This window comes from Tepiditoga spiralis (assembly GCF_014701195.1).
Classification (GTDB): domain Bacteria; phylum Thermotogota; class Thermotogae; order Petrotogales; family Petrotogaceae; genus Tepiditoga; species Tepiditoga spiralis.
The window spans coordinates 2428271-2452423 of record NZ_AP018712.1 but is presented as its reverse complement, the minus strand read 5'-3'; the positions used below and the strand labels follow the sequence as shown (position 1 = coordinate 2452423).

Genomic DNA, 24153 nt, shown 5'->3' with positions numbered 1-24153 from the left:
TTGGCTATTTTATTAGTTGTTTTTATAAAGTATATAAATAGAAAGAGGAGTTACTTCAATATTATTTTTCATATTTTTTATAGAATTCATATTTACTGTGTTTCCATTAACTACTAAATTCCAAACTCCGTTAGGTAGATTAAATTCTATTGTTTTATCTAAGTTTGCATTATAAATTACAATTATATCTTTCCAAGAATCTTTTTCATAATTTATTTCAAATGAAACAACTTTTTTTGGAGATTTAAAAAAAGTTATAGAATTCTTAATATCCTTTGAATTAGTTAATTTAAAAGCAGGATGATCTTTTCTAAGAGAAATTAGATCTTTGTAATATTTAAAAACATCATAATTTTTTTCTTTTAACGACCAATCAAATATATTTGGCTTTTCTATATTATATGGATTTCCATTACCTTCTTTGCTTCTACAAAATTCAACTCCTCCACTTAAAAAAGGAATTCCTTGCATAGTTAATATTATAGCGTTTGAAAATTTTTGAGATTGTTTTAAAAGATTTAAATCTTTTTCAGAAATTTTGTTTTTCCAAGGTTTTAAACCAAGAGCAAGCGCATTTTTATCCCATAGTGTATTATTATCATGGTTAGAAACATAATTTATTGTTTCTTGTGGAGAATTTGTCCAAGATCTTATTAATGAGTTATATTCTATTGATCCAACAATACCTCTTTTAATTCTAGTTTCTTTTCCAAATCCGCCTAATCCAAATCCTTTTAGCTTTACAACAGAAACACTTCCTCGTATTGCATTTCTAACATCATCATTAAAAACGGCAATATTTAAATTTTTTTGATCGCCTTTTCCAAATCTTAATTTTCCTCCACCAGTCCATGGTTCTCCATAGAGTAAAATAGAAGGTAGCTCTTTATGTAATTCTTTAGAAATTAATTCAACTGTTTCTTTATCAAACATACCAAGAAGATCAAATCTAAAACCATCAACATGATAGTTATTTATCCAATACTTTAATGAATCAAGAATGTATTTTCTTACCATATATCTTTCCGTTGCTATTGAGTTACCACATCCCGATCCATTTATATATTTTCCTGTGGAATTTGTTCTATAATAATAGTATGGAACAGTTTGATCAAATGGAGAATCTTTACCTATTTGAAATGTGTGATTGTAAACAACATCCATGATTAATCTTATTCCGTTTTTATGTAAAGTATTTACCATTTCTTTTACTTCTTTTATTCTTGTATAAGGATCTTTTGGATTTGTAGAATAAAGTCCATCTGGAACAAAGTATAATTTAGGGTCATAACCCCAGCCATACTGTGAAAAATTATTTTCATCTAATGAACCAATATCTTGAAATGGCATTAAATGTATGTGTGTTATTCCTAGTTCTTTTAAATGTTCTAATCCTGTTTTATAACCATTATAAGAAGTATTTTCTTCAACTAATCCAATATATTTACCTTTATTAGTAACTCCTGAATTTTTATTTAAAGTAAAATCTTTTACATGTGTTTCGTAAATAATTGAATCTACAGGATCATTTAAAATTGGTCTTTTTCTCCATTTTATATTAGTTTTATTCAAATTAATAATGGCAGATCTTTGAGAGTTTAAAGTAACCGCTTTTGAATATATATCTGGAGTTAAGTGTTTTTCTCCATAAGAAGTTAATTCGTAAAGATAGCTTTTACCTTCTAAATCACCATTTATGGATAATTCCCATACTCCTTCTTTATTTTTTTTCATTGGAAATTTTTTATTTTTATTTGAATAAAAGTCATCATAAAGTATTAATTCTACCTTTGAAGAAACTGGAGACCATACTTTAAAAGTTGCTTTTTCTTTTGTGTAAGTTAAGCCAAGATCATTTTTTTCATATCTAAAAATCTCATTATCTAATACATTTCTCATTATCCCATAATTATTTGAAGTAAATCCTCTTATTTTTACAGTAAGCAATTTAGATACATCAGTGATTTTATTAGAAAGATTTATTGTTATTGAAGTAGTAGTTGAGATATCTGTTGGATCTGTTTTTACAACTGAATCAATTTTTAATTCAGTATTTCCAGATAAAACTTTTATTTTATTTTTCCAAGTTTTAACATTAAGCCCTTTAGTTAAATTTACTTTTATAGAGTCTAATGAATCAATTATTATACTTTTTACTTTTGGGCCAAGATCAATTTTTTGAGGATCTGTATAAAATTTTTCTGTATCAGATAAAACCCATATTTCAGCAATACCATTTTTTGGAATGTCAATAAATCTATCAATAGAAACATCTTTTTCCCATTTATCTGTTCTGACTATGAATCCTATTTTTGTGTATTTATCATCAAAATTTATTATGGCATACTTTCCAAAATTATCTTTTCCTGTAAAAAGATATCTTTTTCCATCTAAACCAACAGGTGCTTTTGGCCAAATCCATAAATTCCATTTTTCATAGTTCCCATCAGGTCTATTATAATGAATTATAACTGTAGTTTTAGATTTAGATGTTATGCTCGGAGCCAATGGTTTAAACTGAGAAGCAAAAATAACATTCAACAATAAACTAAAAACAAGTACCATAAAAAACTTTTTTTTCATAAAATCCCTCCTCAAGATTCTCTTTTAATTAATTTTGATTCAAGTTCTATATTTTCAACTTCTTTTCTTCCATTTAAGTGTGAGAAAAATAATTCACAAGCTTGTTTTGCCATCATTGCTATTGGTTGCCTTATAGTTGTTAAACCTATTATTTTACTTTGTGGCAAATCATCTGTGGAAATTAAATTATAGTCTTTATTAGGAATATATTCATTTTTATCAAAAAATATTTTTGCACCATATCCAATAATGTCACTAATTGTAAAAACAGCTATTTTCTTTTCTTTTTTTGTTTTAAATAATTTTTCGCATGCTTTATATCCACCATTCCATCTTAAATCACCATAAAATACTTTTACTTTTTCCTTTCCAATTGTATCAATAAATCCTTGACCCCTTTTTTCAAAAACGCCTGAATTGAACTCATTTTTAAATTCTTTAAAAGTAATTAAATAAAATTCAGTGTTTTTATCAGAATTTTTTAATAAGTATTTTGCAGCCATTTGTCCAATTTTATAGTTATCAACATAAACAGAATCAAATCTTTCATCTTTAGAATCCATTAGTATTAACTTTTTTGTTGGAATCTTATCTTTAAAAATATTTTTTACAGGTATTGAAGCTAAAAAAACAGCATCTGTATGATAAATTATATCGGTTTTCCTTTTTATCATTTGAAGTGAAAAATCATCGATTAAAGGAAAATAAATTAATCTATAATTATTTAAAGATAGTCTTTTTTCCATTTCAGTATACATTATTCCAAAAAATTTTGTTCCAACATCGGGGGCAACAAAGGATAATGAATAGCTTCTTTTACTAGATAAAAAACGAGCATTCATATTTGGAACATATCCAATTTCTTCTATAATTCTTAATATTTTTTCTCGTGTTTTTTCGTGAACTTTTCCTGAATTATTTAATACTCTTGATACAGTTGTTATACCAACATTTGCTAGTCTTGCTACGTCTTTTATTGTTGGTTCTTTGTTAATCATAAAAATTCCTCCTAAAAAATGAAATCGTTTTCTATTTTTATTTTAACCTTTTAATTAAAAGATAACTAATATATTTATAGATATTTAATAGAGATTATAGATGTTTTGAATAAAATAAAAAATGAAATCAGTAAAATTTTTAAAGATATTAAAATTTTTTTATCATTTGACTTGAAAATAAATTTCTGATAATGTATAATCGTAAGTGATAAAGTTTAATAAAAAGTTGAAGGAGGATATTAAGATGAGTGCACTTGGAATTATATTTGTTATTGTACACGTTATTTTGTCTTTAGGATTAATTTATTTTGCATTACAAAGAATGCAAAAAAATTCTGAATTAGGTGGTGCTTTTGGTGGTGGAGCAGCAAATACTCAATTTGGTAGAGAAAAAGGATTCGATCCAGCAGCAAAATTGGCAATGTGGTTTGGGATTTTTTTCATGATATCTTGTTTTGTAACAACAATATTTTTAACTAGATAAAGAAAGGAGAGGGTTGATATAACTCCTGAAGAACAATTAAAAATAATAAAAAATAATACTATTGATTTTATTTCAGACGAAGAATTTATTGAAAAATTAAAAGAAAAAAAGCAATTGAGAGTAAAATTTGGTGCAGATCCTTCAAGACCGGATTTGCATTTAGGTCATGCTGTAGTAATGAAAAAATTAAGAGATTTTCAAAAATTAGGTCACAAAATAGTATTAATAATAGGAGATTTTACGGCAAGAATAGGTGATCCAACGGGTAAAAGTAAAACCAGACCAATGCTTTCAAAAGAAGAAGTTTTTGAAAATGCCAAGACTTATGAGGAACAAGTTTTTAAAATTCTTGATCCAAAAATGACAGAAATAAGATTCAATGGTGAATGGCTTGATAAAATGAATTTTGAAGATGTAATAAGATTGGCTGCAAAGTATACGGTTGCGAGAATGCTTGAAAGAGATGATTTTAATAAAAGATATAAAGAAAATCAATCTATAAGTGTTGCAGAATTTTTGTATCCTCTTGCTCAAGGTCATGATTCTGTTGCAATAGAGGCAGATGTTGAACTTGGTGGAAGTGATCAGCTTTTTAATTTTCTTGTTGCAAGAAAATTACAAGAAGAAGCTGGTATGAAACCTCAAGTTGTAGTTACATTACCTTTACTTGAAGGAACAGATGGGCACAATAAAATGAGTAAAAGTCTTGATAATTATATTGCTTTTACTGATGAACCAAAGGATATGTTTGGAAAAGTTATGTCTATTCCAGATACATTAATAATAAAATACATGAAATTATTAACAGATTTAAATTATAAAGAGTATGAAAAAGAAATGAATGATGGAGTAAATCCAAGAGATATAAAAATGATTCTTGGAAAAGAAATTGTTAAAATGTTTTACAACGAAGAAAAAGCTAATTATGCAGAACAAGAATTTATAAATGTATTTAGAAAAAAAGATTTACCAGACGAAATTCCAGAACTAGAAACCTTAAAAGAAATAAATATAGTTGAGTTAGTTTTCAAAACTAAGTTTGGAAGTAAGAGTGAAATAAAAAGGTTAATAAAACAAGGTGGCATTAAACTAAACAATGAAAAAATAACAGATTTTACAACAACTTTAACTCTTTCAGATGGGGATATATTGAAAGTTGGTAAAAGAAAATTTTTTAAAATAAAAATTTGTTAAATTAACCATTTTGAAAAAAAGCTATTTATGTAGTATAATTAAGTGGGAATTTATTCTTAAACAAAAAATCACTTTACTAAAGGGGGTAAGGAAGGATGAAGAAACTCATTTCATTGATTGTTGTTCTTGTTGTGGCAATTGCTGCTTTTTCCTTAGGTTTTAAAGATGTTACGGAAGATTATTGGGCATATGATTATGTTACAAATCTTACGGAAAAAGGGATTATCCCAACAGATGAAGATAGCTTTAACGGATTTCAACCACTTACGAGAGCAGATGCATCAGTTTGGTTGACAAGACTTTTAACTTATGTTGAAAATTCTCCAATGATTGCAAAGTATGAAGATATTCAAAGAGTAGAAAATTTACTTAAAGCTACAAATATGAAATCAGAAGAATTAGCAAAACAATTAGAAGGAATACCAGAATTTGAACAAAGAATTACAAGAAATATTTTAAAACTCAAATATGATTCATTTGGACAAATCGATGAATTAAACAGTAAAATTAAAGAATTAGATAAAAAAATTGATGGTGTAGATCAAGGTTGGAAAAAGTATGAAGATTTATTAAAATCAGTACAAGCCTCTTATAATGACGTAAAAATGGCAGCTTATAGAGGAAAAAATATGGCAAATTCTTTAACAGAAGATCTTTTGGACTTACAAGATCAATTAGATGAAGCAACAACAGATATGGCTTCTTTAAGCTCAAAAGTAGAAGAAACAAATAAAAAAGTTACAACACTTGAAGGAAAAACAGACCATACAATGATTTGGATAGGTATTGCTGTGGCCGCTGCTTTAGGTGTAGCTGGAATTATAGTAAAATAATTTAAAACAATTCTGGCATTTTATGCCAGAATTGTTAACTTCTATTGACAAATAAAAATGTATTTGATATAATAAATAAGGTTTAAAACAAAAAGACAACTTTTGAAGGGGGTTAAGTTTATATGAAGAAACTTTTAGCAGTAATGCTCATAACTGTATTCGCAGTAGCCGCATTTGCTGGTATAACAGCAACAGGTCCATCTTTAACAACAGCTATTGAAGGTAGTGCAACTTTTGGTCTTATCTTTGATGAAACAGGATTAGATCTTTATTTGAATAATGGGATTCAATACCAAGCATATTGGGGTTTTAGTGTTTCTATAGATGCAGTTGCATCTGATAATGCAACATTGACCTTAGCTTTGGGTGGTTCAATGCAAGAAGGTAGCGATTATGTAGGCGCTTCTTTATATTCAGCAACATATGAAGATAATCTATTAAAAGCTTATTACAACAATGGTGCTTATGGAGATACATTAAATAAATATTTCTTAGGAAACCAACTTGATGGTGATGGAAATCCTACAGAAGCTTTAGGTACAAGATACTTAACAGTTAATTTAAAAGACTTAAATGCAGACTTACTTTACATAACACTTGATAACAAAGAATCAAAGCATTCAACAGAAACTGGTGAAATGCTTTGGGCAGATGTTTTTGGTGCAAAAAAATCATTAGATGTTTCAGTTGGTACATTAAATCTTTCTGCAGCTATGTGGGCAGCAGAAGCAGGATCAAGAAATATTGATGTTGATGCTGGAGCTACTTCAACTCCAACAACAGCAGGAACAACAATTGGTTATGCAGCTGGTTTCGAATTTGCTGGTGCAAATGATTTAGATGGTTTAACAGTTAATGGTGCATATGGTATGATGGCTAAAAATTCAGGAATGGGTTTTGACGCATCATATTCAAAAGATATCAATTTAACTTCAGCTCCAACAATGACAGTAACTCCACACGTTTCTATGAAATACAGAAAAGATGTTGCTAACTTACCTTTAGCTCATCAAGATTACACATCAGATGCATCTTGTGCAAATGGTGGAGTTGACTTTAAAGCTGAAATGAATAAAACAACTTTAGAAGTTTATGATACAGTAACTTATGCTATGGCAGACTCTAGCTTATCTTATAAATATGGTGTAAAATTAACAGATACAACAGTAGATTTAGCAAATGTATATGTTAATGTTGAAAAAACTGATGGATCAGAAGCAGCAACTCCATTCACATTTACAGCAAAATTAAATGGTAGCACAACAATGGATAATCTTTCATTTGATTACTTTGTACAAGTTATGGATTTAGGAAATGCAAATGTAGCATTTGATGCACTTTCTGATTTAACAAAGAAATATATGGCTTATGAAGCAAACTTAACATACACAATGGATAAAGTAGAAATGACAGCATCTGTTTACAACTATGCTAAAGATTCAGATGGAAATTATTCAGTAATTTCAGAAGTTTCTAAACCAGTTTATGAATTAGGTGTTAACTACAAACCAAATTCAATCTTAACACTTGGTGGACACTTAGGAAATGAATCAAACTGGGGAGACTTTGCAGCTATTCACTGGTATTTATCAGCTTTTGCAAGTTACTCATTCTAATAATAAAACAATCAAACCCGGCATATTCTTGCCGGGTTTTTTTAATGGAGGGTATTTATGAAAAAAATAATTTTTAGTATTGTGTTTTTATTAATATTAATGAGTATGAACTTTTCTATTGATTTTAAAGATTCATACTTTAAAGTTAAATACAACTTATATTTTAATCAAGATGGTATAGATTCAGAAAATGATTTTAAGATGTACTTTCATACAAGAGAAATGAAGTATGATTTTTTAAAAGAGCCAAAATTTGTTGTTAATCTTGACTTTAAATATTTATATAGTACTAATTCAAAGTACTATCTTTATCTTAATTTTGGGAAACTCGATATAAAGTTTCAAAACTTTCAACTTTCATTAGTTACTGATTATTATAAAAATGGAGAAATTAGGCTGTATCCTTACATTCTTACAAAAAATTGGTATGTTTATTATAAGGATTTAAATGGTAAGTATAGAGAAAACTTAAATAATTTTTTTATGGGAACGGAAAATGAAGATTTTGATTTGAAAAATATAATAAAAAATGATGAATTTGGAATATCGCAAGATGCTACCTTCAATAGAAATAGATATACTTTTAAGGTTTCGTATAATAATAAAACTTTAAAAACAGAAGGAGGAAAGTTTTCTACTTCTTCAGATGAAAAAAAATATGATGAATTTAAAGATGGTTCAAAACAAGAAATAACTATTGATGGAAGTAATGCAACAATAAAGACATATGTATATGGAAGTATTGAAAATAATATAAGAAGCAATAAATTTGAATACAATGTAGAAGAATACTATGGAAATTTAAATTTTTCATTTAAAACAGGCTTTTTAAAGGGTTTTAGGAGTAATTCTTCTGTTTATTATAAAGCAGATACTTCTGCAGTTTATAATTCCGAAATAATAAGTGCAAACTATAATTTAATAACTCAAGAATTATCAGATGAAAGTACCACTTCAACAACGACAATTACATCTGGTACAGATTTTATTAATTATAAATATAAAAGTATAGAAAAAGAAATGAACCTTTATTATTTAACTGATACATATTATAATCTTACAATAATTCCAATGAGAGGAATTATTGTAAAGCCACATGTGAACTTATACTATAAAAAAATGTGGTATGGAGTTAATACATTAGGATACGATCATTACATGAAAAAAAGATATGAGTTTAAAGGATTGGGGTTATTGACAAAAGAAGCTTCTACGATAAATGCAGGATTAGATTTGTTTTACGTGACTAAAGATTTTTCATTGTATGCATTGAATAATTATTATGTGAAACTAAATAGTATAAAAGAAAAAGAACTTTCTGATGCATTTTATTTAAATCTAAATGGAAGATACACCTTAAGACCAGTAATATTTAAAACTGATTTTAAAATGTATGAAGAAAATGGAACAACAGATGTGACTTTAATGCCAGAACTACAAATTAAATATGGTGTATTTAATTTTGATTTAAAAAGATACTATGATTATCAGTATAAAAAAGATGAAAGTATTGATTTTTCAAATATTACTAAAACCTTTGAAGGAAAAATATATATGAAAAAAAATGATATAAACTTTGGTTTAGCATTTTATGATGGAAAGTATAGAAGATATGGAGATCCTTATTTTAAAAATTTTAATGAAAAAGATGATAAAATTAATTGGTACATATATTTTAAAATACTCAAATACTTAGATTTATAAGGAGGAAATACTTATGGGAACATTAAAAGGAATGTCTATGGAATGGACAGGAGATACACTCATACTCATAGATCAAAGATATATACCAGTAGAAGAATTATATGTTGAATGTAAGACATTTGAAGAAGCTGCAGTTGGTATCAAGGATATGATAGTAAGAGGAGCACCAGCAATTGGAGCTACAGCTGGATTTGGATATACTCTTGGTTCATTTCAATTTGAAACACTAACAAAAAAAGACTATATGGATAAAATGAAAGAAGTAAAAGAAGTTTTAGCAGCAACGAGACCAACAGCAGTAAATTTATTTTGGGCGTTAGATAGAATGGAAAAAAAGATGAATGATGTAATAAAAAATAATGATCTAAAAGAAGTATCAAAGATTTTAGAAAAAGAAGCACTTTTAATAGCTGAAGAAGACATTAAAATAAACAAAGAGATGGGAAAAAATGGAGCAGAATTATTAAAAGATGGCGATACAGTTTTAACTCATTGTAATGCAGGCGCACTTGCCACTGTTGATTATGGAACTGCACTTGGAGTTATAAGAGCAGCTATTGAATCAGGCAAAAACATTAAGGTATATGCAGATGAAACAAGACCTTACTTACAAGGTGCTCGTTTAACAGTTTGGGAATTGATGCAAGACAATATAGATACAACTTTAATTTCAGACAATATGGCTGGTTGGGTTATGAAACAAGGGAAAATAAATGCAGTAATTGTTGGTGCCGATAGAATAGCTGCAAATGGAGATACTGCAAATAAAATAGGAACTTATTCAGTTTCTATTCTTGCTAAAAAGCATGGAATTCCAATGTATATAGCTGCTCCACTTTCTACAATAGATTTAAATACACCAACAGGAGAAGAAATACCAATAGAAGAAAGAAGTCACAATGAAGTTAGATTTTGTCATAAATCAAAGATGGTTCTAGATAATGTAAAAGTCTTTAATCCAGCTTTTGATGTGACTCCTAATGAATTAATAACTGCAATAATAACAGAAAAAGGAGTTGTAAAACCACCATTTAAAGAAAATTTAAGAAAGTTATTTGAAGATTAAAGAAGATGTTAATAACATCTTCTTTATTTTTTTAACTAAAAATAAATTTTAGTGTATAATATTATAGTATTTAGGTTTTATTTTTAATATAATTGTTTCAAATATGATTTTTTTATTTGGTATAATATACTTAATGTATTTTTTTAATGTATTTTTATTTAGGAGGAATTTAAATGAATATAGGTATTTTTACTGATACTTATGTACCACAAGTAAATGGTGTTGTAACTGTTATAAGAAATTTAGAAAAAGGATTGAAAGAAAAAGGACACAATGTATATATATTTACTGTAGAACATCCAGAAGCTATGCCTATGGATAATGTTTTTAGATTACCCTCAATAAAATTTATTTGGGAACCACAGCATAGATTGGGAGTTCCTGTTTCACCTACCATAACAAAAAAAGTAAAAAAATTGAACTTAGATATAATACATTCTCATACAGAGTTTTCACTTTTAACTTATGCAAAGTATATATCTAAAAAGTTAAAAATTCCTACAGTACATACTACACATACTTTTTATGAAGAATATTTACATTATGTACCTTTATTTGAAAAAGTTTCAAAGTTTTATTTAAAAAAAGAAATGAAAAAAATTTGTGATAGACAAAGAGCAGTTATAGCTCCTTCAAATAAAATAAAAAATGTTTTATTAGGCTATGATGTAAGTAAACCTATCGAAGTTGTTCCAAATGGAATTGATCTATCAAAATTTTATAATCCAGAAGTTGAAAATATAGATGAAAAGGTTAAGATATTTAAGAAAAACTTTGGAATAAAAGATAATGAAAAAGTTCTTGTGTTTGTAGGAAGAATAGCACAAGAAAAAAGTATTGATAAGCTTTTAGAAAACATGAAAGTTTTGAATGAAAAAAGAAAAGATATTAAATTATTATTAATAGGTGATGGGCCAGAAAAGCATGCACTTCAAAAATATGCATCAAAACTTGGTATAGATGACAAAGTAATTTTTGCAGGATATTTAAAGTGGCCTATAGAAATTTCAATAGCTTATAGAGCATCTAATATATTCATGAGTGCATCACATAGTGAAGTTCATCCTATGACCTTTATAGAAGCTATTGCAAGTGGATTACCTGTAGTAGCATACGATGATCCAAGTATTGATGAAATGATATTAAATGAAGTTAATGGATATAAATATAAAGATAAAAGTCAAATGTGGGAAGGCGTAATAAAAATATTAGATGATGAAGAAAAAAGAAAAGAAATGTCAAAAAAAGCAGTGGAAATATCTAAAAACTATTCAATGGAAGTTTTTGTTGAAAGAATGATAAAAGTTTATGAAAAATATTTAAGGTGAGTTTATATGAATAATAATAATAATAATAATAATAATAATAATGATAATCCATTTGAAAATAAAAAAAAGTATTTAATAAATATAGTATTAGTAATAATTATAGGTTTGTTGACAAATATTTCAATGGCTTTTTTTTCAGATTTTAAAAGTATAATTTCTATATTAAAAAATGCAAATTATTTAATTGTTTTAAAAGCATTTTTGATTTACTCATTAATATATTTGATAGATGTTTTTAGAACAAAATTAGTGTTGAGAAGTATGAATTTTAAAATAAAATTTAAAGATGCTTTATACAACAGTGTTTCTGGTTATTTTATAGCAAATTTAACTCCAATGGCAAGTGGTGGACAACCTTATCAAATTTATCATTTAACAAAATTAGGAGTTGATTCAAAGACTTCTACTAATATAATTTTTTCAAGGTTAATAGAATTTTTAATTTTTTCTACAGTAACTGTTTTAATATTTTTAAAAAAAATTCTTGAAATAATGAATGGAGAATTTTTAGGTTCAAAGGTTTTAATAATTGGATTAATTGCTTCTATGGGAATAACCATTTTTATTTTGTCTATTTTTATTAATCCTAAAATAATATATAGAACGTTGCATTTTTTAAATAAAATATTTAGGTTTAAAAGAGGAAAAAAACTCTTAGAAAATTTAGAAAATTGGACAGATGAATTGAGAGAAAGTATTAGTTTTTTATGGAAAGAAAGATTTTTAATAGTTTTAATAGATTTTGCATTAGGCGTGTTAAGTGCAGTTTTTCAGACGTATGCTTTTTTTGTAGTTTTGACAAGTTTAACAGGCAAGAACTTTGATTTTTTTAGTTTGTTTTTAATATTTATTTTATTAAATTTTGTTATTTATTATGTACCAACGCCGGGGTCAAGTGGTGGAGTTGAAGGAATATACAATATGGTTCTTGTAGGTTTTGTTGGAACTCCACATTATGTGACAGCTGCTATATTTTTATGGAGATTTACAACATATTACTTACAAATAGCATTTCAAATAATAGTTCTTTTAATATCAAGGAGGAAAATGAATGAAAGTAGCAGGGTTGATAGTAACCTTCAATAGGAAAAAATTACTTGTAGATACGATAAATTCTATGTTAGAACAAACAAGAAGACCAGATAAGATAATTATAGTGAATAATGCAAGTACAGATGGAACAGATGAGATTTTAAAAAATTATGAAGAAAAGAATAAATGCATAGAAGTAGTAACTTTAAATGAGAACTTAGGAGGTTCTGGAGGTTTTTATGCTGGCATAAAGCATATATATGATAAACAAGAATATGATTGGATATGGCTAATGGATGATGATGCTCTTCCAGCTAAAAATAGTTTAGAAACATTAATTGCGTATTATGAAAGTCTTTCTGAAAAAAAGAAAAGAAAAATAGGAGTTTTGCAAAACAAAAGAATTTTAGATAGAAAAAAATTTGATGAAATAAATGGAAAATCTTTTGAATTAACTGCTAAAAAACGAAAAGTTGGAACTTTTGTTGGATATTTTATAAAAACAGAAGTAGTAGGTAAAATAGGTTTCCCTGAAAAAGATTTTTTTATTTATTCAGATGATGTTGAGTATACAAATAGAGTTTGGAAGATGGGATATAGAGTTGAAACAGTAATTGGAAGTTATATATTTCATCCAGTTTGGACAACTCAATTAGATTATATCTTAAAAAAGAAGGAATTAAACTTACCTTTGTGGAAAATTTATTATATCTTTAGAAATCCTTTTTTAATGTATAAAAATAATGAATTTGTAAAATTTTTCTTGAAATTATACTTTAAATTAGATATGAAAATGTGGAAAAGAATAAATCCCGAAACAGTACCTTTTGCAAAAAAAGGATTGGAAGATGGATTAAATTGTGTATATGGAAAGATAGTAAAACCAGGGCAAAAAGAAATTAAGGAGTGAAAAAATAATGTATGATATATTAATAGTAGGAGCAGGACTTGCAGGTGCGACATCAGCAAGAATTTTTGCAGAAAAAGGGAAAAAAGTATTAGTTGTAGAACAACACAAACATGTAGCAGGTCATTGTCATGATTATAAAAATGAGCATGGAATAACAGTACACACCTATGGGCCACATATTTTTCATACAACAAATAAGAAAGTTTGGGACTTTTTAAATAAATTTACAGATTTCAATTTTTACCAACATAAAGTATTATCTTATGCAAATGGTGATCTAATACCTTTTCCAATAAATAGAGATACATTGTGTAAGGTATATGGAATAGAAATAGGAGCAAATGAAGTAAGAGAATTTTTAAATAAAGAAGTTGAAAAATCAAAATACAATAATCCACCAAAAAACTTTAAAGATGCTGTTGTATCACAAGTTGGAGAAAGATTGTATGAAATGTTTTTTAAAAATTATACAATAAAACAATGGGAAAGAGATCCAGAAGAACTATCAGCAGAAATAGCTAAAAGAATACCTGTTAGAGAAAATAGAGATGATAGGTATTTTGCAGATAAATATCAAGGTATACCTCTTCATGGATATACAAAAATGGTTGAAAATATTTTAGACCACGAAAATATAGCAGTGTTAACAGGAGAAGATTATTTTAACATAAAAGATATGTTTAAACCAGAATTGACAGTTTATACTGGAGAACTTGATAAGTTTTTTGATTATAAATATGGAAAGCTTGAATATAGATCATTGGATTTAAAGTTTAAAACATTAGATCAAAAAGAATACCAACCAGTAGCTACAGTGAACTATCCAAATGATTATGATTGGACGAGAATAACAGAATTTAAACATTTTTTAAATGAAAAATCTGACAAAACAACTGTTTGTTTTGAATATCCAAAATCAGAAGGTGAACCATATTATATAGTAATGACAGAAGAAAACATGAATAAAAAAGACAAGTATATGGAACAGGTAAATAAACTTGAAAAAACTGGAAAATACTTATTTATAGGTAGACTTGCTGAATATAAGTACTATAATATGGATCAAGTAATTAATGCTGCATTTGAAAAAGTTGAAAAGTACTTAATAAAATAGAGGTGTAATTTTGGATAAGTTTAAAGATCTAAAAAAATTATTTACTTTTTTAGATTTAGCTGATTTTAGGGAAATTCCAATAGATAACTTTGCATATATAGGAGATGCAGTAATAGCTCTTAGATATAAAATGAAGGTTTTAGAAGATGGAAGAAAAAAAACAAGAAAAATAAATGATGACTCGATAAACTTCATTAGTGCTAAAGCTCATTCTAAATTTATTGATAAAGTTTTAGATAAATTTTCGGAAGAAGAGTTTGGTGTTTATAAAAGAGCATTGAACTCTAAAGGAGCTAAAAAAAGAGGAAATGATTTAAATTATAGAAAATCAACGGGATTTGAAGCTGTTGTAGGATATTTATTTTTAAAAGAAAGATATGATAGGCTTCTAAAAATATTTGAGGTGATTGAAAGTTGTATGCATACGGAAGAAACGTATTAAAAGAAATTTTAAATGCAAAATATAGTATAAAAAAAGTTTACTTTACGAATAGTAAAAATATAGATTCTGAATTAAAAAAATTAATAAAAAAAGTTAGTGAACTTGGAATAAGCCATATTTTTTTAGATAATGAAAAGCTTGAAGAATTAGTTGAAACAACAAAACATCAAGGAGTTATTATAGATATTGGAAGAGAATTTAATTATGCTGATCTTAATGTTTTAAACTCAGTTGATCATGAACCATTAATAGTTATTTTAGACCAAATAAGTGATCCTCATAACTTTGGTGCAGTTATAAGATCTGCCGTTGCAAGTGGAGTAGATGCTATTATTATACCTAAAAATAATTCGGTAGAAGTTACTTCAACTGTAATAAAAGTATCTGCTGGACAAATATTTAAACTTCCAATAATAAAAGTAACAAATTTGAGTAGAACAATAGATGAATTAAAGAAAAAAAATATATGGGTATATTCTGCAGACATGAAAGGGACTCCATATTATGAACTCGATATGACATATGGAACTTGTATAGTTATGGGAAACGAAGGCAAAGGCGTAAGAGAAAATGTAAAAAAACATTCAGATGGTATAGTATCAATTCCTATGAACAATAATGTTGATTCATTAAATGTTTCAGTTAGTTGTGGAATAATTTTATTTGAAGCAAAAAAACAAAGAGATATTAGGAGTAAGTAATGAGAATACACAAACTTTCTGATGAAACAATTATGAAAATAGCAGCTGGTGAAGTTATTACTGGTACGTATGCTGTTGTTAAAGAATTAATTGAAAATTCAATAGATTCAAATGCTACCGCTATTAATGTAGAAATAATTGATGGAGGTAAATCGCTTATAAAAGTAATTGATAATGGAATTGGTATGAATGAAGAAGAGATAAAGTATGCAGTTCAACCACATACAACGAGTAAAATAAATAAAATAGATGATTTATATAATCTTGAAACATATGGGTTTAGAGGAGAAGCCTTATCTTCAATTTGTAGAGTTTCAAGAATGAAAATAACCTCGAGAACAAATAATGAAGAACTTGCTACAATGATAAGTTTTATTGGGGGTAAAGAAGTAAATAAAAAAAAGGTTTCTGCAAGTGTAGGAACACAGATAGAAATTGAAGATTTGTTTTTTAATATCCCTGCAAGAAGAAAATTTTTAAAAAGCAGTTCTGCAGAAGGAAGAATGGTAACTGAAATAATAGAAAAATTTATATTATCTTCAGATACATCTATTGTTTATAAAAGAGAAAATAAAGAAATATACAATATATCAAAAGATTATACTTTAAAAGAAAAATTTAAAATACTATTTCCAGAATTAAAAGATAATGATTTGATAATTTTAAATAAAAATTATAATTGGTTAAAAATAAATGGAATCATTTCTAATCCTAAGATTACAAGATTTAATAGAAGTGCACAAATATTTTTTGTAAATGGAAGATACGTTAAATCAGGAGATTTATTTTCTGTTTTTGAAAGAGCATATGGTGAGATGCTTGAAACAAGAAGACATCCATATGGAGTTCTTTTTATAGATGTAAATCCAAGAGAAGTTGATGTTAATGTACATCCTCAAAAATTAGAAGTTAAATTTTCTGATGCAAGTAAATTATTAAAACTATTAAAAACTTCTATTAGAGAAGAACTTGATAATCAAACAGAATTTAAATTAGAATTTTATGAAGATAATGAAGTAAAAGAAGATATAAAAAACACAAAAGATAGTAATGAGTTAGAAGATTATAGATTTTATGAAAATAAAATAAAAGAAAATGTTGAACAAAAAGAAACAACATACAATAATTTTTTAAACAATGATTTTTCAATTGAAGATAGTAATAAAAAATATTTTAATCAAGAAAAGTCAACTTTTAAGTATAATACTGAACAAAAAAAATTAAATTGGGAAAATTTAAATGAATCTCCCAAATCAACATTAAAAAATATTTCAAAAAATCAAATTTTTATAAGTAATACTAAAGATGTAGATGATTATAGAATAGTAGGTATAATTTTTAAAAGGTATATAATTCTTGAATTTAAAAATAAAATTAAATTAATAGATTTTCATGCTGCTCATGAAAGAGTTATTTTTGAAAAATTAAAAAAGCAATTTTTTGATAAAAAAATAAATACAAAATTACTTTTAAATCCAATAAAAATAAAATTAGATGAATTAAGAAAAGAAACATTGAAAAATAATATAGAAAACTTAAAGAAACTTGGTATTGAAATAGAAAAAAAAGAAGATGTCTTTTACATAAAAGGAGTTCCAGCAGAGTTTAAAATTGAAAATATTGAAAACACTGTATTTGAACTTTTAGATAATTTTAGATTAGAGGGTATAGAAAATATGAATAAAATTTACGATAATGCAATAGCTACAATGTCTTGTAGAGCAGCAGTAAAAACAGGAGATAATATTGTGGGAATAGAAACATTAATTCAAAATTTGATGGATATGAAATTATTAACTTGTCCACATGGTAGACCAATAGCAATGGATATAGATTTGAATAAACTCGATACATATTTTGAAAGGAAGTAATAATGGTTTATATTTATACTAATATATTTATATTGGCAATGTTAATTACTGTTTTGGGTAGATATAAAAATTTATTAAAAACTTATATTTTAAAAAAACAAGTAAAATTAGAAAAGCCAAAAAATTTTGTTTCAGTAATAGTTCCTGTATGGAATGAAGAAGTAGTAATAGAAAAAACTTTAATTAATATTTTAAATAGTACTTATGAAAATTTAGAAGTAATTGTTTTAGATGATAATTCAAAAGATTCAACTTATGATATTGTAAAAAATATGACGCAAAAATATAAAAATTTATTTTTATATAAAAAGCAAGGGAAGCAAGGAAAACCAGAATCTTTAAATGAAGCAGTGAAATATTCAAATGGAGATATAATTTTATTTTTAGATGCAGATTCATTAATAGAGAAAGATTATATAGAAAATTATGTAAAATTATTTTCTAAAGAAAAAATAGAAATGATTTTTACAGATTTTGAACCATATAATTATCAAAATAAAATAATATTTGAATATCAAAGATTGTATTTTGAAGTTGTTAAAAATCTGTTTTATTCAAACTTATTTTCAAAAATGATATTTATGGGAAACGGACTATTTATAAGAAAAGAAACTTTAGAAAAAGAACTCCCATTTGATAAAAATAGTTTAGTTGATGACTTCCATATGGCATTGAAATTGAAAAAGAGTAAAATAAAAGAATATTTTATAATAGAACCAAAAGTAAAAATACAATATGCAACAAACTTTAAAGATCTTTGGAATCAACATACAAGATGGTATATTGGAGGTATAAAAGAAGCAATTTCTTTTATAAAATCAGGAAATTATAGTATGCTATTAACATTTATAATCGGCTTATTTATCGTTTTTTCACCATTTTTATTTGTGGTTTTAGATTATTTTTATAAATTAAAATTAATAAAATATTTTGTAATGCCGATATATTTTTCTATATGGAGTGTTATAGTTAGTAGTTATATTTTTAACTTAAAAAGTATAAATTTAAACATATTTAAAATTATATTTATAGTCATTCCATGTTTGATATGCACTCAACATATTAATATGATTTTTAGTTTGTTTAAATCAATTAAAAAAAATATAAAATGGTATAAAGTAAAAAGAACAAAAATATGAAATAAAGATTTCTTTATTTCATATTTTTGATATATATCTACAAGATATTACAAATTCAGATTGTTTTAATCTTTCTATTAAGCATTTTTCTGGAATATCATCAAGTTCTATTACACAAGTGGCCTCTTCAAGAATTAAACTTATACGAGTTAAAGATAAATTTGCTACATTTATTCCTGTACTGGATATTATATTTAAAATAGAGCTTAATGATCCGTGTTCATCTTTATTTATAATAACTAATGTTGGAGATTTTCCGCTTAAATTAACCTTAACTCCATCTATTTCAGTAATTAAAATTTCACCAGCACCTATAGAAGCTGCTTCTATTTTATAAAGCGAGTTATTTTTTTCTAAAATAACTCTTACAGTATTTGGATGAACATCTCCTAAATCATCTGAAGAAAAAGAATATTTTAAATTCAATTCTTTTGCAATTTCGAATGAATTTTTAATTCTAAGATCAGAAACATCGAATCCAAGTATTCCACCAACTAAAGCTTTATCAGTACCATGCCCAAAATAAGTGCTACCAAATGAACCATGAAGTATAAATTCAACGGAATCAGGTAATCCACCAAGATAATTGTGGCAAAATTTCCCTATTTTTGCAGCACCAGCAGTATGAGAACTAGAAGGACCTACAATTACTGGGCCTATTACATCTAATATAGACATAAAACCCCTCCTGTTTTTTGAAATAAAATAAATTTTGATGTATAATATAGTATAACATATTAATATTAAAGGGAGGATTAAAAAATGAAGAAAATACATACAAAGTTTTTATTTTTTATATTTATACTTATATCAATATATTCATTTTCTTTTGAAAATTTTATTGAGGAATGGCGTTATGAAAATAGAAATATAAATGATAATAAAATTGTTGCATCGTTAATGGCAAAAGATACTTATATTTTTTTTGAAAATGTAGAACAAACACAAAATATGAATATAATTACTTTTAGTAAAGAGGGTAAAAAAATAAAAGAAGTAAAATTAAATGATTTTTTACTAATAAATGTTGAAAAAAAAGAAAATGGTTATGTATTATTTGGAAAATATAATTTTGAAGGTAAGAACTATGCATCAATTTATTTATTAAATAATGAATTGAATATAATTAAAAAAAATTATTATTTTATAGATGGGTATACTCCTATAAAAATGTTGTATAAAGAAAATAATATAGTTGTTTTTTGTGATAAATATGATGGGAAAAATAGTATATTTAAAGAAATAATATATGATGAAATGCTAAATGAAAAATCTACTTTTGAAAATATTGAAAAAGGTTTTATAAAAATAAATGATGTAGATACTTATAATGATACATTTTATATAACAGGTTGGAAAGATAACACCGATTCTAAATTAGACATGTATATATCAGTTAGAACAATAGAAAATAAAGTTTTATGGACAAAAACATTCGGTGGAAAATCTGATGATAAGGGATATAAAATAAAAATTTATGATAATTCTATAATTATTGGAGGAACAAATGAATCTTATAATGAGAAAAATAATAAAGATATTTGGATTTTGAGATTGAGTAATGAGGGAAATATAATTTGGTCAAAATTGTATGATAGTGGATTTTTAGATGAAATAAATGATATTAAAATAAAAGATCAAAAGATATACATAACTGGTTATAGTATAACTACTAAAAATGATGAAGATTCATATATTTTAAAATTAAATTTAAAAGGAGAAAAAGATTACCTAGATTTATCTAATTTTTTAGGAACAGATATAGGAAACTCATTAATTATAGATGATAAAAAACTAATTTTATCTGGTTTTTTTGTTTCAAGTAAAAACTCTGAAGAAACAACTGGTATAGATTCATTAATAATATTATTAAATAGAAAATAAAAAGCAAAAGACAAATTTTAATTATTAAAATTTGTCTTTTGCTTTTTTAGTTGATTTTATGATATAATTAAGTTCTATATAAAAAATATTGGGAGGTTGAAAATGAAAAAAGCTTTTTTAATTTTAATGTTTTCTATACTTTCTTTAATAGTATATTCAATGACTATTGAAGAAGTTAGAAGTCAAAAACAATTAGATGGAGTTGAATTTGAAGGAATAGTTACAGTTGAACCAGGTTTGTATGATATTAATCATATCTTTCTTCAAGATGAAACTGGAGGAGTTGATATTTATACTAAAAGTATTGATTTAACAAAAATGAATATAAAAAGAGGATATAAAGTAAAAGTAAATGGATATGTATGGGAACATAAAGGTAACCTAGAAATAGTTGTTGATCCTGATAATCCTAAGAATAAAATAGAAATAATTTCAAAAGAAAAAAAAATTATTAATCCAATATCTGTAAAAACAGATGATATAAATAAAGAAAAATATGAAGGTAAGTTAATAAAAGTTTCTGGAAAGATTACCAAAATAGAAGGACAGGACTTTTTAATGGACGATGGAAGCGGTGAAGGGATGGTTTGGATACGTGAAGGCACAGGAATAGATACCACTATCTTTAGAAAGGGAATAAAAATTGAAGTAACAGGAATACAAGGTCAATACTTATCCAAAAGAGAGTTATGGCCAAGAGATAAAAAAGATATAATAGCTGAAGACTTATATCCACCAAAAGTAAGATATTATTCTATGGAAGATGATAAAACTGTATTAGTAATGTTTAATGAACCAATATTAAGAAATTTAAAAGCAAATAAAACTGTTAGAATATTAAAAAATTCAGTTGAAAAAGTAGAGTATTTAACAGACTCTATAATAAAAATCACTGCAAAAAATCCAATTAATAATCAAAAAATAATATTTAGACTTCTTCAAGATTTAAATGGTAATAAATTAAATATGAGTTCCATATCTGTAAGTTATGAAAAAAACAAAAAAATAAAAAATGTATTATTTGATGCAGCACATGCTCAAAAAGCAGGGAATGCTGATTGGGTAACAGATGGAGCCTTTTCGGATTTTGGAGATAAAGTAAAAGAACTTGGAATGAATTTTTATTCAGAAAAATTGAAAATAACTAAAGAACTTTTAGAATTTTTTGGAATTTTAATTTTGCCAGAACCTAATGCACCATATACAAAAGAAGAAATAAATGCAATTATTAATTTTGTAAAAAATGGTGGTGGAATATTCATAATATCAGATCATGGACATTCAGATAGAAATGGAAATGGATGGGATTCTGTAAGAATATTTAATGAATTTGTAGATAAATTTGGATTTGAATTTGTAGGAGATAACTTAGAAGAAGCACCATTAGCCCATATACTATCAGATGAAATAACTAAAGGAATAAAAAAGATAGGATTGTGGAATGGATCTTCAATAAAAGTGTTAAAAAAAGATGTAAAAGTATTGATAAGAACATCAGAAAACAAACCATTTATGATAAAAACAAACTTTGAAAAAGGAAGTGTAATTGCAATAGGAGATTCTTCACCTTTTGATGATGGAACAGGTGATGCAGGCGATATGTTACACAATGGTTGGAAATGGGGAGATGATTCAAAATTAGCAGAAAATGTATTGAAATATATATTTAATGAATTAAATAAATAAAATCTAAAACCAAAAGCTTAAAGCTTTTGGTTTTAAATTTTGAGTATTGACAAAATAACTATTTTATAGTATAATACTTTGTGTTGTGCCGGGGTGGTGGAATTGGTAGACGCGGTGGATTCAAAATCCACTGGGACTGATACTCTCGTGCGGGTTCGAGTCCCGCCCTCGGCACCATTAAATGACCTTTATGGTCATTTTTTTTATTTTTTGTGGTAAAATAGTTTTGGGTGAAGTAAAAGGGGGATATTTTATGAGGGATATTGTTTTTTCGGAAAATTTTATGTGGGGAGTTTCAACCTCTTCACACCAAATAGAAGGAAATAATAAAAATAGTGATTGGTATGAATGGGAAAATGAAAAAGGTAGGATAAAAGATAATACGTATTCGGATCCAGGTTGTGATTCAGAACATAATTTTGATAGGGATTTAAGAATGATTAAAGATATAAATATGAATACTTATAGATTTTCTATAGAATGGGCAAAAATACAACCAAATGAAGATACTTTTGATGAAGAATACATTGAAATGTATGATTCTTTTATAAAAAATTTATTGGAAAATAATATAAAACCTATTGTTACTTTATTTCATTTTTCACTTCCAAAATGGTTTTCTAAAAAGGGTGGATTTCAAGAAAGTTCAAATTTAGATTATTTTTATAAGTATATTGAAAAAATGATTAAAAAGTTTGGAAATAAAGTTAAATATTATACAATAATAAATGAACCAGTAGTTTATGCATATCAATCATATGTTGAAGGAATTTGGCCGCCAGGAAAAAGAAATGAAGATGAAGCAATGAAAATACTTAAAAATTTATTGTATGTTTATGATACGTCTTATCAAATAATAAAAAAAATAAACCCTGATACTAAAGTATCAATTGCAAAACATACAGCTGTTTATAAACCATATAGAAGTTCTAATATATTTGATCAAATAGCATACAAAAAAGTAATGAAATATTTTGATCATTCTTTTATTGATTCTATTTTAGAAGGTCAAATAAAGAAACCAATTGGAAAGAACGAAAAATATAGTTTTAATTCTGACTTTGATTTTTTAGGAATAAATTATTATACCAAAAGATATATTAAGTATTCAAAGAATAAAATAATAATAGAAAATAGAAATGATATGCTTTCAGATATAGGTTGGCCAGTGTATCCTGAAGGAATAGAAGAAGTATTAAAAAGGTTTAAAAGATATAAAAAGCCAATAATAATAACAGAAAATGGAATAGCAGATTCTCAAGACAGATATAGAACAATGTACATATTGAGAACTTTATATGAAATAGCAAATTCAATAAAAGAAGGAATAGATGTAAAAGGATATATGCACTGGAGTCTTATGGATAATTTTGAATGGTCAGAAGGTAGAAGTATGAGATTTGGCCTATATAAAACTGATTATAGTAATATGAATTTTTATTTAAGAAATTCTGGAAAAATTTATGCAACAATAGCTCAAGAAAATAAGATAATTGAATCAAATATGATGTTTATAAAATAAAAACCCGCTTTGCGGGTTTTTATTTTTGGGGTTAAAGCTTGAGGAA

General features: G+C 25.9%; 20 protein-coding genes and 1 tRNA gene. 18 read left to right on the top strand and 3 right to left on the bottom strand.

Features of this window, described 5'->3' with window-relative positions; translation table 11 throughout:
- Positions 1 to 12 precede the first annotated feature (12 nt).
- Together pulA and IGS63_RS11415 are read right to left on the bottom strand one after the other, a co-directional pair.
- The gene (gene pulA / locus IGS63_RS11420; RefSeq protein WP_190614968.1) at positions 13 to 2583 is read right to left on the bottom strand and encodes a type I pullulanase; all 2571 of its coding nucleotides are present in this window, start codon (positions 2581 to 2583) and stop codon (positions 13 to 15) included.
- An 11-nt stretch (positions 2584 to 2594) separates the two neighbouring features.
- Positions 2595 to 3581, bottom strand: coding sequence for a LacI family DNA-binding transcriptional regulator (locus IGS63_RS11415; RefSeq protein ID WP_190614967.1), 987 nt, complete (start codon positions 3579 to 3581; stop codon positions 2595 to 2597).
- Between the two features lie 244 nt (positions 3582 to 3825).
- Here IGS63_RS11415 and secG point away from each other — a divergent pair, with 244 nt between their 5' ends.
- The 14 genes from secG (at position 3826) to IGS63_RS11345 (ending at position 19015) form a co-directional block, all read left to right on the top strand.
- Positions 3826 to 4065 carry a preprotein translocase subunit SecG gene (secG, locus tag IGS63_RS11410; protein ID WP_190614966.1) on the top strand — a complete coding sequence of 80 codons (240 nt, stop codon included), beginning with the start codon at positions 3826 to 3828 and terminating at the stop codon, positions 4063 to 4065.
- Between the two features lie 18 nt (positions 4066 to 4083).
- Positions 4084 to 5259 carry a tyrosine--tRNA ligase gene (tyrS, locus tag IGS63_RS11405; RefSeq protein WP_190616179.1) on the top strand — a complete coding sequence of 392 codons (1176 nt, stop codon included), beginning with the start codon at positions 4084 to 4086 and terminating at the stop codon, positions 5257 to 5259.
- 95 nt (positions 5260 to 5354) lie between these two features.
- On the top strand, positions 5355 to 6092 hold the full coding sequence (locus tag IGS63_RS11400; RefSeq protein ID WP_190614965.1) for an S-layer homology domain-containing protein: 738 nt from the start codon (positions 5355 to 5357) through the stop codon (positions 6090 to 6092).
- 122 nt (positions 6093 to 6214) lie between these two features.
- Positions 6215 to 7708 (top strand): hypothetical protein, encoded by a 1494-nt coding sequence (locus IGS63_RS11395; RefSeq protein ID WP_190614964.1) that lies wholly within the window; start codon positions 6215 to 6217, stop codon positions 7706 to 7708.
- A 57-nt stretch (positions 7709 to 7765) separates the two neighbouring features.
- The gene (locus IGS63_RS11390; RefSeq protein ID WP_190614963.1) at positions 7766 to 9412 is read left to right on the top strand and encodes a hypothetical protein; all 1647 of its coding nucleotides are present in this window, start codon (positions 7766 to 7768) and stop codon (positions 9410 to 9412) included.
- 13 nt (positions 9413 to 9425) lie between these two features.
- A complete protein-coding gene (mtnA, locus tag IGS63_RS11385) occupies positions 9426 to 10478 on the top strand; it encodes an S-methyl-5-thioribose-1-phosphate isomerase (protein WP_190614962.1) in 1053 nt (350 codons plus the stop codon).
- A gap of 173 nt (positions 10479 to 10651) precedes the next feature.
- Positions 10652 to 11806 (top strand): glycosyltransferase family 4 protein, encoded by a 1155-nt coding sequence (locus tag IGS63_RS11380; RefSeq protein ID WP_190614961.1) that lies wholly within the window; start codon positions 10652 to 10654, stop codon positions 11804 to 11806.
- Positions 11807 to 11812: 6 nt separating this feature from the next.
- Positions 11813 to 12892 carry a lysylphosphatidylglycerol synthase transmembrane domain-containing protein gene (locus IGS63_RS11375; RefSeq protein ID WP_190614960.1) on the top strand — a complete coding sequence of 360 codons (1080 nt, stop codon included), beginning with the start codon at positions 11813 to 11815 and terminating at the stop codon, positions 12890 to 12892.
- Positions 12858 to 13748 (top strand): glycosyltransferase family 2 protein, encoded by an 891-nt coding sequence (locus tag IGS63_RS11370; RefSeq protein WP_190614959.1) that lies wholly within the window; start codon positions 12858 to 12860, stop codon positions 13746 to 13748. Before IGS63_RS11375 ends, IGS63_RS11370 begins: the two co-directional genes overlap by 35 nt.
- A gap of 7 nt (positions 13749 to 13755) precedes the next feature.
- Complete coding sequence (gene glf / locus IGS63_RS11365; RefSeq protein ID WP_190614958.1) at positions 13756 to 14862, top strand: UDP-galactopyranose mutase; 1107 nt, start codon at positions 13756 to 13758, stop codon at positions 14860 to 14862.
- Positions 14863 to 14872: 10 nt separating this feature from the next.
- Positions 14873 to 15304, top strand: coding sequence for a Mini-ribonuclease 3 (locus tag IGS63_RS11360; RefSeq protein ID WP_190614957.1), 432 nt, complete (start codon positions 14873 to 14875; stop codon positions 15302 to 15304).
- Positions 15277 to 16005 carry a 23S rRNA (guanosine(2251)-2'-O)-methyltransferase RlmB gene (gene rlmB / locus IGS63_RS11355; protein ID WP_190614956.1) on the top strand — a complete coding sequence of 243 codons (729 nt, stop codon included), beginning with the start codon at positions 15277 to 15279 and terminating at the stop codon, positions 16003 to 16005. Before IGS63_RS11360 ends, rlmB begins: the two co-directional genes overlap by 28 nt.
- Positions 16005 to 17876, top strand: coding sequence for a DNA mismatch repair endonuclease MutL (gene mutL, locus IGS63_RS11350; RefSeq protein WP_190614955.1), 1872 nt, complete (start codon positions 16005 to 16007; stop codon positions 17874 to 17876). Before rlmB ends, mutL begins: the two co-directional genes overlap by 1 nt.
- A gap of 2 nt (positions 17877 to 17878) precedes the next feature.
- A complete protein-coding gene (locus IGS63_RS11345) occupies positions 17879 to 19015 on the top strand; it encodes a glycosyltransferase family 2 protein (RefSeq protein ID WP_190614954.1) in 1137 nt (378 codons plus the stop codon).
- A gap of 18 nt (positions 19016 to 19033) precedes the next feature.
- Here the strand turns inward: IGS63_RS11345 and sdaAB are convergent, their stop codons facing one another.
- Positions 19034 to 19693, bottom strand: coding sequence for an L-serine ammonia-lyase, iron-sulfur-dependent subunit beta (gene sdaAB / locus IGS63_RS11340; protein WP_190614953.1), 660 nt, complete (start codon positions 19691 to 19693; stop codon positions 19034 to 19036).
- Between the two features lie 84 nt (positions 19694 to 19777).
- Between sdaAB and IGS63_RS11335 the strand changes: the two genes are divergently transcribed.
- From IGS63_RS11335 to IGS63_RS11320, 4 genes are all read left to right on the top strand, one after another.
- Complete coding sequence (locus IGS63_RS11335; RefSeq protein WP_190614952.1) at positions 19778 to 20899, top strand: hypothetical protein; 1122 nt, start codon at positions 19778 to 19780, stop codon at positions 20897 to 20899.
- Positions 20900 to 21001: 102 nt separating this feature from the next.
- Positions 21002 to 22585: a DNA-binding protein gene (locus tag IGS63_RS11330; protein ID WP_190614951.1), complete on the top strand. Its 1584-nt coding sequence runs from the start codon at positions 21002 to 21004 to the stop codon at positions 22583 to 22585.
- A gap of 87 nt (positions 22586 to 22672) precedes the next feature.
- Positions 22673 to 22762, top strand: a tRNA-Leu gene (locus IGS63_RS11325).
- 76 nt (positions 22763 to 22838) lie between these two features.
- Entirely contained in the window at positions 22839 to 24107 is a 1269-nt protein-coding gene (locus IGS63_RS11320) for a glycoside hydrolase family 1 protein (RefSeq protein WP_190614950.1), read from the top strand.
- Positions 24108 to 24153: the final 46 nt, after the last annotated feature.